The organism is Bacillus sp. C30 (genome assembly GCF_040838255.1).
Lineage (GTDB): Bacteria > Bacillota > Bacilli > Bacillales > Bacillaceae_G > Bacillus_A > Bacillus_A mycoides.
In genome coordinates, this window is sequence record NZ_JBFPJH010000058.1 from 1 (window position 1) to 16,221 (window position 16,221).

Genomic DNA, 16,221 nt, shown 5'->3' on the forward strand with positions numbered 1-16,221 from the left:
AAATAATGTAAAGCAGAGGTAAAGTATCAATTTTTGCATTCCATTCCACCATCCTTTATTAAAAAATATATTCAAAAAAAGAAGAGATATACAATAACTACTGTTATATATCTCTTCTTTTACTGTTAGTTGATAGTGGATTTGGATTTCTCTTGCTTCGTGAAATAATCAATAATGCCCATTGCACTAATTTCTATATCTAGATGTAAAATGTTATAAACGGAATGATTTGATGGAACGTTTAACTTTGTAAGATGAGAAGAGATTTTATCCATTAATAAAGTTTGTAAAGCTTTAGTCGCTTCATCGAAATCATTATACTTTTCAAAGACTTCTTTACCAGTACCAACGAAAATGGGTAACCAATGTTCAAGTTGGTTATATACTTCTGTAACATTGGATGATGCGCCGTAATGACCGAAATAAATAGTAACTACATTCATACTTTGAATATGATTTTTAGAAGCAATCATCGCATCTGGCTGGAATTGTGAAGGAGACGTTGATGGTAGATATAGTTCTACATCAAGGTCTGCGAGTTCTCTATAATAAATTCCTATTGTATCGCCAGTAAAAATGCCGTTTGTTAATGAATCATGAATGCTAATATGGTGCTTCGCATGTCCTGGTGTATCATAAAATGTGAGTGTACGGTCTTCTGCAATTTTTAATGTATCACCATTTTGTACGATATGAACACGTTCTTCTTCAATTGGAAGAATTGGATCAAAAAGTTTATTAAAATCTTCTTTGTACACAGCTTTTGCGCCAAGAATTAGTTTTGTTGGATCAATCATATGACGAGCCCCGCGCGGATGCACAAATAGAGTAGCATTTGGGCACTTTTCCATCATTAACCCTGCTGCGCCTGCGTGATCTAAATGAACATGTGTAACGATAATGTTTTTTACATCATTTAAATTAATATGTAATTGCTGTAAGCCGTCTAAAATATAGGGAAGAGAAGGGGCCGCACAAGTTTCAATTAAAGTAATATCGTCACCTAATAAAACGTATGTACCTGTGCGTTCATCATGTTGTAAGTCATAATCATCAATAAGATATAGATGAGAAGATAGTTGTTCTACTTTTTTCATACTTACCACTCCTTATATACGGTATGTATCTATTATACGCTAAAAATAGAAAAAGACAGAAAACGAAAGCTCGTCTTCTGCCCTTTTGTAATGTAGTTATTTCGTTTGTTCTTTATTGATAGACATAACGAACAGTCCAACAATGCCGCCAACGATCGGAAGCATAATTTCTCCTGCTAAATTAAAGTAGGAGCTTAAAAATAAACCATTTACATCGATTACCCAGCCAATAACATACAATAACATCATATATAGTACGAAATAAAACTCGCGATTTGAAATCGTTTCATGTTGTGCAGTTTTCATAATGAACACCATCCTTTTCTATTATAATGGAAATATAAACTGTCACATTTTGTTCGCAAATTAATTGTAAAACTTTCCATCATAAAAGTCTAGTATATTGTGTCGAATTTTCGAACGAAAATAAAGCGCTATCATCCCGGTATGTGAGTACGTAATAAGAGCTGTATATTCACGAATGTAGTATAGTATAAACATAGAATGATAGTGATGAGAGGGGTAGGAACAATGACAGTTTATGATTTTTCAGCTAAAACAATAACAGGAGAAGATAAATCGTTAAAAGATTACGAAGGAAAAGTACTGCTTATTGTAAATGTAGCTAGTAAATGTGGATTTACACCACAATATAAAGGGTTACAGGAAGTATATGATAAATATAAAGACCAAGGACTAGAAATACTCGGTTTCCCTTGTAATCAATTTGGGGGACAAGAACCAGGCACAGAAGCTGATATTACTAGTTTTTGTGAATTGAACTACGGTGTGAACTTCCCGATGTTTGCGAAGATTGATGTGAAAGGTGATAAGGCTCATCCTCTCTATACATACATGACAGAACAAGCGCCAGGTTTACTCGGTATGAAAGCAGTGAAATGGAACTTTACTAAGTTTCTAATTGGAAAAGACGGGAAAATAGTAGCGCGTTTTGCGCCGCAGACGAAGCCGGTGGATTTAGAGGTTGAGATTGAGAAGACACTTGGGAATAATTAGGATTTTCACTTTGCTAAAAAACACCTCAAAGAACAAAGTAGCTCTTTGAGGTGTTTTCTTTAAACTCACATTATCAAGATTAAATCACTCTATCGTAGTCGTTTGATTTAGGCAGAGAAGCTGCTTTTTTCATAAGCACGTCCCATAAGTGTACGGATGTCTTCCATGCGGCTGCGGCCTGTTCCTTTTGATACATAGCGTTCTCATAACTGAAAGTAAGTTGTTGCATATCGGCCGAATTGTAAAGTGTATCGATGTGGAGAGCGTATTCTCGGAATGTTTGACTTTCACCCCGTGGTATGCCGATTCTCGCAAATTGTTTTAAAAGTGCACCGTAAGCTTTTTGATAAACAGCATCATCTTTTCGGTATTTATAGAAAAGAATAATAAAAAATGTAATCCATTTCATTCTAGTGGTGAAGAGAATGTATCCGATGATACTAATCGGTATCGTAGAGAGGAATACGTACCACCAAGAAAAATCATTTTTGGAATTTGTGATCTTTTTAGTAGAGGCTTCTTCTGTATTTTCTATTAAACTTTTGAGCTTTGCTTCATTGTTCCGTTGGTGTATTGGCTCGTTATTAGAATTATTTACTTCGTTATTTTGTGAAGTAGAAGCAGGAGTATTATTTGTAAAATTATAGGGATTGGTAAATCCTTTTGTTGGTTCGAATGGAATCCATCCGTATCCTGGGAAATATACTTCGACCCAAGAGTGTGCGTTATTGTTCGCGATTGTATAAACATTCTCACCTTCTGCAGAGGCAAGTGTATTCTCCAGAGTTCCTTCTGTAAATCCTTTTACCCAGCGAGCGGGAATCCCGGCAGAACGAAGTAACACGATCATAGACGTCGAAAAATTATTACAGTAGCCGCTTTTTGTATCGAAAAGGAATTGATCTACATAGTCTTGGTTTTTGGCAGGGTATAAGACATTCATTGTTTCGTATACAAAAGAATTGTCTGTGAAGTAATTTTCAATAGCTAATACTTTGTCATATCGGTTGCCTTTATCATTTGTAAGATTAACAGCTAAGTCTCTTACTCGCTGCGGTAATGATTCGGGAAGTTGTGTGTACTTTGTCATGAAATAAGGACTTGTTTCATGACCTTCATTCGTTTTTACAGATTTCAAATTTTCTATGGAAAACTCCGGAATCTCATATGTTACTTTATACGAATTTAAAGTAGTAGAAGAGTCTCCGTGCATCGTATAGATTTTTTCTGAAAATGGGTCACGCTGTATGATACATTAGAAGAAGCATCAACAGATACTAATCCTGCTGGATAGGTAAGGTGAGGATAACTTTTTTGCATGGTGATTGTTGCTTCGGTTGTCTCCGTTTTTGTATTTTGTTCGTACCAACTCACGACGTCGTTTTTATTTTTAAAAGAAACCTTTTTCGGGTTTTCAGAAACCTCCCAGCCTTTTCCTGTATAAAAATCTTTTGTTTCTACTCTCCAATATTGTTTGTTTTGCGTTTGTGCTGTAAAAACAATTGTATTATCCGCCTTAAAAGGACCACCTAATTGCGAGTCATATAAACCATACCCAATTTTAGAAACTTCTTGTTCTTTACTTGCTTCGGATGTGTTGAATTTTAAAAAATTCATTGGGTTTGGCCATTGAGGGCCAAATTTTGGAGCGAAGTATGCGATGGTTGCTGACAATACAATAAATATTGTAAGAGGTCTAAGTAATTTTGAGATTACTCTAGCATAATTTTGTAAGTGTTCAATCTCTTTTATTCGTTCTATTTGAAGAAGACTAAGCATAAAAAAGCCGATGACAACAGTACGAATAATAGCGTAGTTTGCATTGTATAAATGTAAGTTATGAAAAGTTGTGATATAAATAATAGTCAATGCAAGAAATAACAACCCACGTTTTTTATGAATAACCCAAAAAGAGCTGAAAGAACTCAAAAACCAAAATGATAGAAAAAATAATAATGTTGGAAAAACTGGAGAAATATCTAGCAAATCCCCCTGGAAAAACAGAGAGGAATTTCGAGAAATATCAGCAAAAAATTTTGTTAGCCAAGATGGATTTATAAAAGCATTTTTATAATACAGGAAATGAATGATGAATAAGATCGTGACAATCTTTATTGGAATCTGCCACCTTGTTTGAAAAAAAGAGAGAGTGAAGCAAATTCCTATAAATATTACAAAAATATCTAATCTACCTACGTTTGTAATACCTATAAGGGGTCTTAGCCATTCTAGTAAAAGTAGAAGTGCACATACATGCATGAAGAATTTGCTCATATCCCATTTGTATTTTGCTCGTAATGTTATCATTTGCTCACCTCAAAAAACACGTTTGTATACCGGTTCCCATAAACCACATTTACAAATATTTTTCGTTTTTGTAGAGTTTCTAGAATACTTAGTTCTCGATGTGAGAGTTGATTTGCTTTTTCTTTCACGACAAACACCATTAATTTTCTGTTTTTTATAGCAGCAAAGTCAGTTGCCTTTTGAATATCGGGAGAAAGATCGCTTGTTACGAGTATAATCGTTACGGTCTCATAAATTTTTCTTAATTCCATTTCTACACTCCGGGAGAGTGGGAATACACTGTCCGCTTGTACTTTCGCTAAATGACAAAAGATTTGATGCAACTGACTATCTCCATTGTCTAAAGGGAAAAAAGTTCGTTCTTTTCCGACAGACACGAATGACGCTGGTGAATTTTGCTTCAATACAGCCCTTACAATAGAGGCGGAAAATGTTACGACTGATTCGAATAGAGGGGACTCAGTTCTGTCCATGAATATCATAATATTATGGCTGCGCTGTTGTTCAAATTCTTTCGTCATAATGTTGTTTGTTCGTGCAGTTGCTTTCCAATCAATCCATGAAAAGCGATCACCAGGCTTATATTCTCTGACACCGACAGAAATTGTAGAGTCCTTTGCTAAATTTATATTTGCTGAAAGCGCTCCTTGTTCGAAATGATTTTCCAATTGTCGATACGTTATATCTACATACTGGGGATAGACTAAAAATGTATCTGGAACTGAAAAAGTTACTTCTTTCTCCATCATACCGAATAGATCACCAGTTTTGACACGTACGCTTGAAAAAGTATGCTCTCCTCTAGGGATTGTGTCAATAACATATTGAAACGAAATATTCCGTTTGAATCCTGGAAAGAGTATTACCTTATTCACCTTCGTTTGTCTACAATTTGTAAATTGTGATGGCAGTTCATCTTCTATAATTAAATAAAGTAAGGGAAAAGGAAATCTTCTTTTTATTGTAATAGTGCTTAAAAATTGTTCTCCTGCTGCATATTCATTTTGGTTTGTTATTCGTTTTACTTCAGCGTCTCGTAAAGCGTAGAAGGGAAGTAGTAGTGAATAAAGACCAATAGGAATCGTACTGTAAAACAAAAACCAACTTACAAATTCTCCTTGAAGCATAGCGTATACAAATGTTAAGACTAGGCATAGAGGTATTAGCAATAACTTCGTAACGTGATATAGTGCTCGTAGTAGTCGTTTCATCAAAGGTTTTTCGTCCTTTGAGTCGGCACGGTAGTTCGTGCAACGATTTTGGCGATAACTTGTTCTCCTGTTATTCCTTCAAATCTTGCTTCCATTTTTAGAATGAGTCTGTGAGCTAAAACGTAAGGCGCTAAAAATTTAACATCGTCTGGAATAACATAATTTCTGCCATGGATGAATGCATAAGCTTGTGAAGCTTTCATTAAAGCGATTGAGCCGCGTGGACTTGCACCTAGCTGTATAGAACTATAAGAACGAGTCTGACTAACAAGCTTTACAATGTAATGCTTGATTGCTTTGTCCATGCTTACTTCCCGTACGCTTTGTTGTAAATAAAGTAATTCTTTTATTGTAGTAATAGCTTGTAAATGAGAGAGTGGATTTGTTTTTTCCATCCGGTTTAAAATTTCAAATTCTTCTTCTGGTGTAGGATATCCCATTCTTAGCTTCAACAAGAAACGATCGAGCTGAGCTTCTGGTAAAGGATATGTTCCCTCATATTCGACCGGATTTTGTGTAGCCATTACAAAGAAAGGTTTTGGTAACGATCTTGTAATGCCATCTATTGTGATAGTGCCTTCTTCCATACTTTCAAGTAAGGCAGATTGTGTCTTTGGAGATGTACGATTAATTTCATCAGCAAGTACAAAATTCCCCATAATCGGTCCAGGCTTGAACTCAAATTGGAGTTCTTTTGGATTATAAATAGAAACACCTGTTACATCTGACGGCAGTAAATCAGGTGTGAATTGAATACGCTTGTAATCAGCATCAATTGATTTAGAAAGAGCACGTACTAGCATTGTTTTCCCGACACCGGGAACATCTTCTAATAGTACGTGACCTTCAGCTAAGAGAGCTGTCAAAGCTAAGATCGTTTCTTTTCGTTTTCCGACCATTAATTTTTCAATATTGGTGATTATTTTTTCTACTATGGGATGTAATGAATCAAGCTGGGGCATCGTAATCCTCCTAATTTTATTATCGTTTCTAATTCATTTTTATGTTAAAGAAAAGGAGTTCCTTCATTTTAATGCAGTATAATAGTAATCTAAGAGGTAAGTAGGAATGGTTTATATAAGTTCATATTGAGAACTTATATAAATAGGAAAAACTTAAATGTTAAAAAATCATGGTGATATACTTTATAATTTCTATTTCCCCAAAGGAAATCCTACTCGTAATTTTATGAATATTCAGATTATATATGCAGATAACATCTAGTATAATTGTTTCCGTAATTAAGGGCAATACAGTAAATAATGATTTGTAGTTTTATCCCTCTATTTGCGGGCTGATTAAAGTTTCACTTTATATAAAATATGTCTTGATAATAGTATCGTTGCAGAAAAGTAAATTCCTTATAGCATTATTGAAGTAGTATCAAAACTCTTTTTAATATATTTATATAAAAACGTAGGAATTTCTCCTGCGTTTTTTCTTATGCAAAAAAAGATGGATCCTCCAAATACTATTCTCCTAATAAGCCCACCGCTGACCGAAATCTTCACAACAAAACAAAGTAATCTTTACTTATAAATGTTTCCCCTTAAACCGATTTCCAAATGAATTTATGACAATCTCTTGAACTGTGCGAAATGTCACATCTGTATTTTACAACCTCTTTTATAGTAAGGGTATGTAAGAGAGACGTACTAAAGGAGTGAACAGTATGAAGAAGAAACCTTCAGCACTAATGAGACGTTTAAAATATTTTTCACCAATAGATCGTTATAACGATAATCATACACAAGAAACATATGAAGATCGTGAATGGGAAAATGTGTACAGAAAGCGTTGGCAGCATGATAAAGTAATCCGTTCTACACACGGTGTGAACTGTACTGGTTCTTGTAGCTGGAACATTTATGTGAAAGATGGAATTGTAACATGGGAGGGTCAAGAGCTTAACTATCCAACAACAGGTCCTGATATGCCTGATTTTGAACCACGAGGATGTCCGCGTGGAGCGAGCTTTTCTTGGTACATTTATAGTCCGCTTCGTGTGAAATATCCATATGTACGTGGTGTTCTATGGAGTATGTGGCAAGAGGAACTACAAAATAACGAGTCACCACTAGACGCTTGGAAAAGCATTGTGGAAAACCCTGAAAAAGCACGTACGTATAAGCAGGCGCGTGGTAAAGGAGGATTCATTCGTGCGAATTGGGATGAAGTATTACAACTCGTTTCTGCTTCATTACTATACACAGTAATTAAATACGGTCCAGACCGAAATGTTGGTTTTTCACCAATTCCAGCAATGTCGATGTTAAGTCATGCAGCAGGTAGCCGCTTTATGCAACTTATGGGTGGACCAATGCTTAGTTTCTATGATTGGTACGCAGATTTACCACCAGCTTCTCCGCAAATTTGGGGTGATCAAACTGATGTACCAGAAAGTAGTGACTGGTATAACTCTGGTTACATTATGACATGGGGTTCAAATGTACCGATGACGAGAACACCAGATGCTCACTTTTTAGCAGAGGTTCGATATAAAGGAACGAAAGTCGTTTCTGTAAGTCCTGACTTTGCCGAGTCTACAAAGTTTGCAGATGATTGGATTAGTGTGAAACAAGGTACAGATGGTGCACTTGCGATGGCAATGGGGCATGTGATCTTACAAGAATTTTACGTAGATAATCAAGTGGAATACTTCACAAAGTATGCGAAGCAATATACTGATTTTCCTTTCTTTGTCACATTGAAAGAAAAAGGAGATCAATTCGTTGCTGATCGTTTCTTAAATGCTTCTGATATTGGACGCGAAACGAAGTTAGGGGAATGGAAACCTGTAATTTGGAACGAGAATACGAATGATTTTGCAACACCTCACGGCACAATGGGATCACGTTGGGATAACGAAAAGAAATGGAACTTACGTTTAGAAGATGAACAGACAGGTGAAACGATTGATCCACGTCTTTCTTTACTTGGAATGGAAGATAGTGTTGAAACAGTGCAAATTCCGTACTTCTCTGATGATGGAAATACAATATTAGAACGTACAATTCCAGTGAAAAAAGTTATGACAGAAGAAGGCGAAGTGTGCGTTACAACTGTATATGACTTAACGTTAGCAAATTACGGTGTGAACCGAGGGCTCGGCGGGCAAGAACCGAAAGATTTCAATGATGATGTACCGTTTACACCTGCATGGCAAGAGAAAATGACCGGAGTAAAGCGAGAGCTTATTATTCAAATTGCTCGTGAGTTCGCGCAAAATGCAGTTGATACGAATGGCCGCTCGATGATTATTATGGGAGCTGGTATTAACCATTGGTTTAACTCTGATACGATTTATCGCGCAGTTTTAAATCTTGTTCTTCTTGTTGGGGCACAAGGTGTAAACGGCGGCGGTTGGGCACATTATGTTGGTCAAGAAAAATTACGACCAGCAGAAGGATGGCAAACAATCGCGATGGCGAAAGATTGGCAAGGGCCACCAAAATTACAAAACGGTACATCTTTCTTCTATTTCGTAACAGATCAATGGCGTTATGAAGATACACCTGTTGGACATTTAGCATCACCAGTTGAGGGCAACTCTCGTTATCAACATCACGGTGATTACAACGTATTAGCAGCACGACTTGGCTGGTTACCTTCTTATCCAACATTCGAGAAGAATGGAATTGAATTATATAAAGAAGCTGTTGCTGCTGGTGCAACAACGCAAGAAGAAATCGGAAAATACGTTGCACAAAAGCTAAAAGAAAAAGAACTGAAATTTGCGATTGAAGACCCAGATAATAAAAACAACTTCCCGCGTAACTTATTCGTATGGCGTGCAAACTTAATTTCAAGTTCCGGTAAAGGACACGAATATTTCTTAAAACATTTATTAGGTACAACAAACGGATTAATGAATGACGATAGTGACTCATTAAGACCAGAAGAAATTAAGTGGCATGAAGATGCACCTGAAGGGAAGTTAGATTTACTCATTAATTTAGATTTCCGTATGGCTGGAACGGCGCTTTATTCTGATATCGTCTTACCTGCTTCAACTTGGTATGAAAAGCATGATTTAAGCAGTACGGATATGCATCCATTTGTGCATCCATTTAATCCAGCAATCGGTTCACCGTGGGAAGCACGCTCTGACTGGGATATTTTCACCTCTCTTTCTAAAGCTGTGTCAGATTTAGCGAAGAAAATCGATCTTGAACCAATGAAAGAAGTCGTTGCAACACCACTTCTTCACGATACACCGCAAGAATTAGCGCAACCACTTGGCAAGATTAAAGACTGGAGCAAAGGTGAGTGTGAACCGATCCCAGGTAAAACAATGCCGCAAATTCATGTTGTCGAAAGGGATTATAAAACGATTTATGACAAGATGACAGCGCTTGGACCAAATACCGGAAAACAACCGATTGGTACGAAAGGGATTTCTTGGTCGGCAGAAAAAGAATATGAGCAATTAAAGAGTCGATTAGGAGTTGTTCGAACGGATTCTATTGCGAAGGGGTGCCCAGACATAAAAGAAGCAATTAATGCTGCTGAGGCGGTATTAACACTTTCTTCTACAACAAACGGTCATATGGCGGTAAAAGCATGGGAAGCGCTTGAAAAACAAACCGATTTAAAACTACGTGACTTAGCAGAAGAACGTGAAGAAGAATGCTTCACATTTGAACAAATTACAGCGCAGCCTAAAACAGTAATTACTTCTCCGGCCTTTACGGGTTCTGAAAAAGGTGGACGCCGTTACTCACCATTTACAACAAATGTTGAACGTCTCATCCCTTGGAGAACGATAACTGGTCGACAATCTTTCTACTTAGATCACGACATGATGAAAGAATTTGGCGAAACGATGGCAACATTTAAACCAATACTGCAACATAAACCATTCCGTAAATCACGCCCTGAAGTAGAAGGGAAAGAAATTACACTAAACTATTTAACACCGCATAATAAGTGGTCGATTCATAGTATGTACTTCGATTCATTACCAATGTTAACGCTGTTTAGAGGTGGTCCAACTGTTTGGATGAATAAAGATGATGCGAATGAAGCTGGTGTTGCTGATAATGATTGGATTGAATGCTTTAACCGTAACGGCGTAGTCGTAGCACGTGCTGTTGTAACGCACCGTATACCGAGGGGGATGGCATTTATGCATCATGCGCAAGATCGTCACATTAACGTGCCTGGTACGAAATTAACAAGCACCCGCGGGGGAACACATAATAGTCCAACCCGTATTCACGTTAAACCAACACATATGATTGGTGGATATGGCCAATTAAGCTATGGATTTAACTATTATGGTCCGACTGGGAACCAGCGTGACTTAAACGTTGTAATCCGTAAACTGAAGGAGGTAGATTGGCTTGAAGATTAAAGCGCAAGTCGGAATGGTAATGAACTTAGATAAATGCATCGGCTGCCATACCTGTAGCGTAACATGCAAAAACACCTGGACGAATCGTCCAGGTGCTGAATATATGTACTTCAATAACGTAGAAACGAAACCTGGAATTGGTTATCCGAAACAATGGGAAAATCAGGAGAAATACAAAGGCGGCTGGGAATTGAAAAATGGTGAAATTCAGCTGAAATCCGGTTCGAAAATGAAGCGTCTTATGAATATTTTTCACAATCCAGATCAACCAACAATTGATGATTACTTTGAACCTTGGAATTATGATTATGAAACATTAACAAATAGCCCGCAGCGTAAGCATCAACCAGTTGCTCGTCCGAAATCAGCAATTACGGGTGAATTTATCGACAAAATTGAATGGGGTCCAAACTGGGAAGATGATTTAGCAGGCGGACATATAACAGGGTTACAAGATCCGAACGTCAAGAAAATGGAAGAAGGAATTAAAACGGATTTTGAAAATGTCTTTATGATGTATTTACCACGTATTTGCGAACATTGTATGAATCCATCTTGCGTTTCTTCTTGTCCATCGGGTGCGATGTATAAACGTGAAGAAGATGGGATTGTTCTTGTGGATCAAAATGCATGTCGTGCATGGAGATTTTGTGTATCGTCTTGTCCGTATAAAAAAGTATATTTTAACTGGCAAACAAATAAAGCTGAAAAATGTACAATGTGTTTCCCTCGTATTGAAGCTGGTATGCCAACAATTTGTTCTGAAACATGTGTAGGACGTATTCGATATATGGGGGTAATGCTATATGACGCTGACAAAGTAAAAGAAGCGGCTTCTGTTGAAAATGAAAAAGATTTATATGAATCTCAGCTTACTGTTTTCCTAGATCCAAATGATCCAGAAGTAGCAGCTGAAGCGAAAAAACAAGGCATTCCTGAAGAGTGGATTAAAGCAGCACAACAGTCACCAATCTATAAAATGATTATCGATTGGAAAATCGCTCTACCTCTTCATCCAGAGTATCGTACAATGCCAATGGTTTGGTATATCCCGCCGCTTAGCCCAATTATGAACATGGTGGAGGGGAAAGGTAGTAACTGGCAAGCAGAAGAGATTTTCCCTGCTATTGATAATATGCGTATTCCAATTCAATATTTAGCGAATTTACTCACTGCAGGAGATGAATCACATATTCGTCTTACATTGAAAAAATTGGCTGTCATGCGAACACATATGAGAGCATTGCAAATTAATAAAGAACCAAATGAAGCTGTATTAAAAGAACTCGGTTTAACGAAAGAAGATGTAGAAGATATGTATCGTCTTCTTGCTATTGCGAAATATAAAGATCGCTTTGTTATCCCGACGTCTCACCGCGAACAAGGAAGTTGTGGTTTATCTTTCGCAGGTGGGCCAGGCTCTTGTACGACAATTTCTTAAAAAAAGGGGGCAGAAAACTATGAAACAAAGTTTACAAACAGCTTTTTCTTGTTCTTCTTTTCTTCTCTCCTATCCTGAACTAGGTTGGAGGGAAGCTTTACTAGAATTACAGGAAGAGATTCAAGAAATTGAACAGGAAGAAATCAGAGCATCACTTACAACATTTATAAAAGAAGCGCTAAATAAAACAGACAATCAACTTATTGATTCTTACGTCTATACATTCGACTTTGGAAAGAAGACAAATATGTATCTTACCTACATGAAAACAGGTGAACAAAGAGAGCGTGGAATTGAATTATTAGAGTTAAAACAGCATTATCAAAAATCTGGTTTTAACGTAACAGATAAAGAACTACCTGATTATTTACCGCTTCTACTTGAGTTTCTTGCAAACGCGAATGAAAAAGATAGCGAGCCAATTATGAGTAAATACACGGAAAATATACAAGCGTTGCACGGGCAATTAAAAGAAGCAAACTGTATGTATGAACCAATTCTCGCCGCTGTTCTACTCGCTATCAATACATGGGGTGTACAGGCAAATTAGAAAGGAGAGTTGTCAAAATGATGGATCAATTTCTATGGGTATTGTTTCCCTATATCATTTTTGCAATCTTTATCGGTGGACATATTTTCAGATACAACTATGATCAATTTGGATGGACGTCAAAATCTAGTGAACTATTAGAAAAGAAAATGCTCCGAATCGGAAGTCTATTATTCCACTTTGGGATCATGTTCGTCATTGGTGGTCATGTTATGGGGATTTTAATTCCAGAGTCTGTATACCGTTCAATAGGTATTTCTGAGCATATGTATCATATAGTAGCAATTAGTTTCGGACTTCCGGCAGGTATTGCCTCTATTATTGGATTAATTATATTAACGTATCGCCGTTTAACAGTAAAACGCATCATTGCAACGAGTACAACAGGAGATTACATTGCGCTTATTTTATTACTTATCGTTATGCTAGCAGGACTTTCTTCAACCTTTTTAAATATCGACTCAAAAGGGTTTGATTATCGTACAACGATCGGTCCTTGGTTCCGTAGTCTCTTTATTTTCCAACCGAAAGTTGAATATATGATGGAAGTACCTGTATGGTTTAAAATTCATATTATTGCAGGGATGGGGCTTTTCGCGGTATGGCCGTTTACAAGACTTGTTCATGTATTTAGTGCCCCAATTAAATACTTAAGCCGTAGTTATGTGATTTACAGAAGACGTATTCCTAATGAATTGAAAAAATAATGCCACAGTAAACGAATAGAAGTTAGCAACTAACATGAAACGAGGTCTAATGGAAGGCCTCGTCTTTTTTAGGAAATAACTGTATGCAAGAAAAAAAGAGTAGCATCTAAATAAGATGCTACTCTATGCTACAAACAGAGGCAGAGCAATCTTCACAAGCAATTTCACATTTTAAAAATTGTAAATCATGGATTGTAATCTTTCCTTTATGAATAGAAATCGCACCTTTTTTTTTCAAATCATTTAACATTCGATTTACGCTTTCACGCGAAGTTGCACAGAAGTTTGCAAGTTCTTGATTCGTTAATGGTAAATCGATGAGAATCCCATTTTCTTTTAACACACCATAACTATTTGTCATTCGAATGAGGGTAGAATATAGGGCACCTTTTTTGCCGTGTAATACTAGATCTCGGAACTTCGTTTGCATTCTTCTTAAATGTTCACTAATCCATTTCATAAATTCAAATACAAGAGCGGGTTTTTGGAGTAATGCTTTTTCTAAGGCTTCACGCTTTATAACGCCTACTTCAACATCTTCAAGGCATTTTGAATTTAATAAATACCTTGCATTTTCCGTGAACAATGTTAATTCCCCAATAATATCATTTTGTGAACAAATGCGAAGTGTTAATTCTTGTCCGTCAGCACTAAGTTTACTGATTTGCACTTTTCCAGAGTGAATGATATAAATTTCTGTTGCTTCCATACCTTCTTGAAAAATAAAACTCCCCTTATTGATTTGCATTTTATATTCAACAGATGAAAGTAACTCCTTTAAATCTTTGGATAATGCCGTACTGTTTGCCACAGCAATCACCTTTCTTCTTATAAGCAGTATATTTCTTATTTTGGATGTAATCATGATGAAATTGCAAGAGATATTTTTGAAAATAAAGTAAAATTTCAATGACCGTAAGGGAAAACGACCTTAAATGTCTAAAAAGCTACTTATAGTAAGGGTTTATATTATACGAATATAAGTTTTTTAGTTTAAGAAATTTTAGTATGTAAAGAGAATGGGACTAGAGATGTGAACAAAATTCGAACGGATTTGTGAAGAATTTTTGAATGGGGAAAGTAATGTGAGAAAAGTCACATTGAATATGTAGCTTCTTTTTTATAATGAAGGCAAATAAAAAATTTGAAAGCTTACTAATGATTGCAGTAGAAAAGAAGGGATATAGATGCACGAGAAGATGAAAGATTCTTTAGAGCGGCCACTTCAAGATTTACGTATTTCAGTTATTGACCGTTGTAATTTTAGGTGCACGTACTGTATGCCAGCTGAAGTGTTCGGTCCTGATTATGCTTTTTTACAGGAAGAGTTTTTATTAACGTTCGATGAAATAGAAAGGTTAGCGAGATTATTTATAAGTATGGGTGTTAATAAAATTAGACTTACTGGCGGTGAACCTTTATTGCGTAAAGATTTACCGAAGTTAATTGCAAGGCTTGCAAAGCTAGAAGGCTTAAAGGATATTGGACTCACAACAAACGGTATTCATTTAGCAAAACAGGCAAGGGCATTAAAAGAAGCGGGATTAAAACGTGTAAACATTAGTTTAGATGCGATAGAAGATCATGTCTTCCGAAAAATTAATGGACGAAATGTAAGTACAAAACCTGTATTGAAAGGAATTGAAGCAGCAAAAGCAGCTGGATTAGAAGTAAAAGTAAATATGGTCGTAAAAAAAGGGATGAATGATAGTCAAATTCTTCTTATGGCTCGTTATTTTAAAGAACAAGAAATTCAGCTTCGTTTTATCGAATTTATGGATGTGGGCAGTACGAACGGATGGAACTTTGAACAAGTCATTACGAAGGAACAATTAATAGAGAAAATTAATCGTGTATATCCGATTGAGCCTGTTAAACCTCGTTACTTTGGAGAAGTTGCGAAATTGTATCGATATATAGGGAGCGATGCAGAAGTTGGATTTATTACTTCTGTTTCTGAATCTTTTTGTTCCTCTTGTACGAGAGCTCGTATTTCGGCAGACGGTAAGTTTTTTACGTGCTTATTTGGAACGAAAGGAACGGATTTGCGAACGCTTCTTCGAGAAAATATTTCTGATGCTTCATTATTAAAAATTCTCCAACATACATGGGAGTGCAGAACAGATCGGTATTCGGATGAAAGAACGGCTGAAAGTACAAATAAACGTCCAAAAGTTGAAATGTCTTATATTGGTGGATAGCGAAAGGAGGATTCCCTATGCAAGAGCGATATTCAAGGCAAGTATTGTTTTCTGGAATTGGTGAAATGGGACAAAGAAAAATAAGAAAAAAACATGTGCTCCTAATCGGTGCGGGTGCACTAGGAGCTGCAAATGCGGAAGCGCTCGTTAGGATGGGGATTGGGAAATTGACAATTGCTGACCGTGACTACGTCGAATGGAGTAATTTACAGCGGCAACAGTTATATACAGAAGAAGATGCACAGCAGTGTAAACCAAAAGCAATTGCAGCGGCAGAACATTTAAGAACCTGTCTAGAATCTTTTTAATAAAATCGCCACGCCTGCCAATAAGC

General features: G+C 36.6%; 11 protein-coding genes and 2 pseudogenes. 7 read left to right on the forward strand and 6 right to left on the reverse strand.

Annotated features, from left to right (window positions below):
* Positions 1–125: 125 nt before the first annotated feature.
* The gene (locus AB3X49_RS08785) at positions 126–1,097 is read right to left on the reverse strand and encodes an MBL fold metallo-hydrolase (RefSeq protein ID WP_367961574.1); all 972 of its coding nucleotides are present in this window, start codon (positions 1,095–1,097) and stop codon (positions 126–128) included.
* 96 nt (positions 1,098–1,193) lie between these two features.
* The gene (locus tag AB3X49_RS08790) at positions 1,194–1,403 is read right to left on the reverse strand and encodes a DUF3925 family protein (RefSeq protein ID WP_002127081.1); all 210 of its coding nucleotides are present in this window, start codon (positions 1,401–1,403) and stop codon (positions 1,194–1,196) included.
* Between the two features lie 225 nt (positions 1,404–1,628).
* Between AB3X49_RS08790 and bsaA the strand changes: the two genes are divergently transcribed.
* Entirely contained in the window at positions 1,629–2,114 is a 486-nt protein-coding gene (gene bsaA / locus AB3X49_RS08795) for a glutathione peroxidase (protein ID WP_367961577.1), read from the forward strand.
* A gap of 79 nt (positions 2,115–2,193) precedes the next feature.
* Here bsaA and AB3X49_RS08800 read toward each other — a convergent pair.
* The 3 genes and pseudogenes from AB3X49_RS08800 to AB3X49_RS08810 form a co-directional block, all read right to left on the reverse strand.
* Positions 2,194–4,421 (reverse strand): annotated as a pseudogene (locus AB3X49_RS08800) (transglutaminase TgpA family protein).
* Positions 4,418–5,632, reverse strand: coding sequence for a DUF58 domain-containing protein (locus AB3X49_RS08805; protein ID WP_367961579.1), 1,215 nt, complete (start codon positions 5,630–5,632; stop codon positions 4,418–4,420). The pseudogene AB3X49_RS08800 and the gene AB3X49_RS08805 overlap by 4 nt, the downstream one beginning before the upstream one ends.
* Positions 5,632–6,594 carry an AAA family ATPase gene (locus tag AB3X49_RS08810; protein WP_098632226.1) on the reverse strand — a complete coding sequence of 321 codons (963 nt, stop codon included), beginning with the start codon at positions 6,592–6,594 and terminating at the stop codon, positions 5,632–5,634. The genes AB3X49_RS08805 and AB3X49_RS08810 overlap by 1 nt, the downstream gene beginning before the upstream one ends.
* 710 nt (positions 6,595–7,304) lie before the next feature.
* Here AB3X49_RS08810 and AB3X49_RS08815 point away from each other — a divergent pair.
* From AB3X49_RS08815 to narI, 4 genes are read left to right on the forward strand one after another with little or no spacing between them, the layout of a single operon-like run.
* A complete protein-coding gene (locus AB3X49_RS08815) occupies positions 7,305–10,988 on the forward strand; it encodes a nitrate reductase subunit alpha (protein WP_113770893.1) in 3,684 nt (1,227 codons plus the stop codon).
* Positions 10,978–12,429, forward strand: a complete 1,452-nt coding sequence (gene narH / locus AB3X49_RS08820) for a nitrate reductase subunit beta (protein WP_367961582.1) — start codon at positions 10,978–10,980, stop codon at positions 12,427–12,429. Before AB3X49_RS08815 ends, narH begins: the two co-directional genes overlap by 11 nt.
* 19 nt (positions 12,430–12,448) lie before the next feature.
* The gene (gene narJ, locus AB3X49_RS08825; protein WP_002031591.1) at positions 12,449–12,979 is read left to right on the forward strand and encodes a nitrate reductase molybdenum cofactor assembly chaperone; all 531 of its coding nucleotides are present in this window, start codon (positions 12,449–12,451) and stop codon (positions 12,977–12,979) included.
* A 17-nt stretch (positions 12,980–12,996) separates the two neighbouring features.
* Positions 12,997–13,686: a respiratory nitrate reductase subunit gamma gene (narI, locus tag AB3X49_RS08830; RefSeq protein ID WP_070139209.1), complete on the forward strand. Its 690-nt coding sequence runs from the start codon at positions 12,997–12,999 to the stop codon at positions 13,684–13,686.
* A gap of 118 nt (positions 13,687–13,804) precedes the next feature.
* Here the strand turns inward: narI and AB3X49_RS08835 are convergent, their stop codons facing one another.
* Complete coding sequence (locus AB3X49_RS08835) at positions 13,805–14,497, reverse strand: Crp/Fnr family transcriptional regulator (RefSeq protein ID WP_367961585.1); 693 nt, start codon at positions 14,495–14,497, stop codon at positions 13,805–13,807.
* Between the two features lie 376 nt (positions 14,498–14,873).
* Between AB3X49_RS08835 and moaA the strand changes: the two genes are divergently transcribed.
* Positions 14,874–15,887, forward strand: a complete 1,014-nt coding sequence (moaA, locus tag AB3X49_RS08840; RefSeq protein ID WP_367961587.1) for a GTP 3',8-cyclase MoaA — start codon at positions 14,874–14,876, stop codon at positions 15,885–15,887.
* 17 nt (positions 15,888–15,904) lie between these two features.
* A pseudogene (locus AB3X49_RS08845) lies at positions 15,905–16,174 on the forward strand (ThiF family adenylyltransferase); the annotation flags it as partial.
* Between the last annotated feature and the right edge of the window lie 47 nt (positions 16,175–16,221).

Excerpts from the sequence above, each read along its gene's own strand:
- AB3X49_RS08785 (WP_367961574.1), bottom strand. The coding sequence starts at position 1,097 with ATGAAAAAAGTAGAACAACTATCTTCTCATCTATATCTTATTGATGAT.
- AB3X49_RS08790 (WP_002127081.1), bottom strand. The coding sequence starts at position 1,403 with ATGAAAACTGCACAACATGAAACGATTTCAAATCGCGAGTTTTATTTC.
- bsaA (WP_367961577.1), top strand. The coding sequence starts at position 1,629 with ATGACAGTTTATGATTTTTCAGCTAAAACAATAACAGGAGAAGATAAA.
- AB3X49_RS08805 (WP_367961579.1), bottom strand. The coding sequence starts at position 5,632 with ATGAAACGACTACTACGAGCACTATATCACGTTACGAAGTTATTGCTA.
- AB3X49_RS08810 (WP_098632226.1), bottom strand. The coding sequence starts at position 6,594 with ATGCCCCAGCTTGATTCATTACATCCCATAGTAGAAAAAATAATCACC.
- AB3X49_RS08815 (WP_113770893.1), top strand. The coding sequence starts at position 7,305 with ATGAAGAAGAAACCTTCAGCACTAATGAGACGTTTAAAATATTTTTCA.
- narJ (WP_002031591.1), top strand. The coding sequence starts at position 12,449 with ATGAAACAAAGTTTACAAACAGCTTTTTCTTGTTCTTCTTTTCTTCTC.
- narI (WP_070139209.1), top strand. The coding sequence starts at position 12,997 with ATGATGGATCAATTTCTATGGGTATTGTTTCCCTATATCATTTTTGCA.
- moaA (WP_367961587.1), top strand. The coding sequence starts at position 14,874 with ATGCACGAGAAGATGAAAGATTCTTTAGAGCGGCCACTTCAAGATTTA.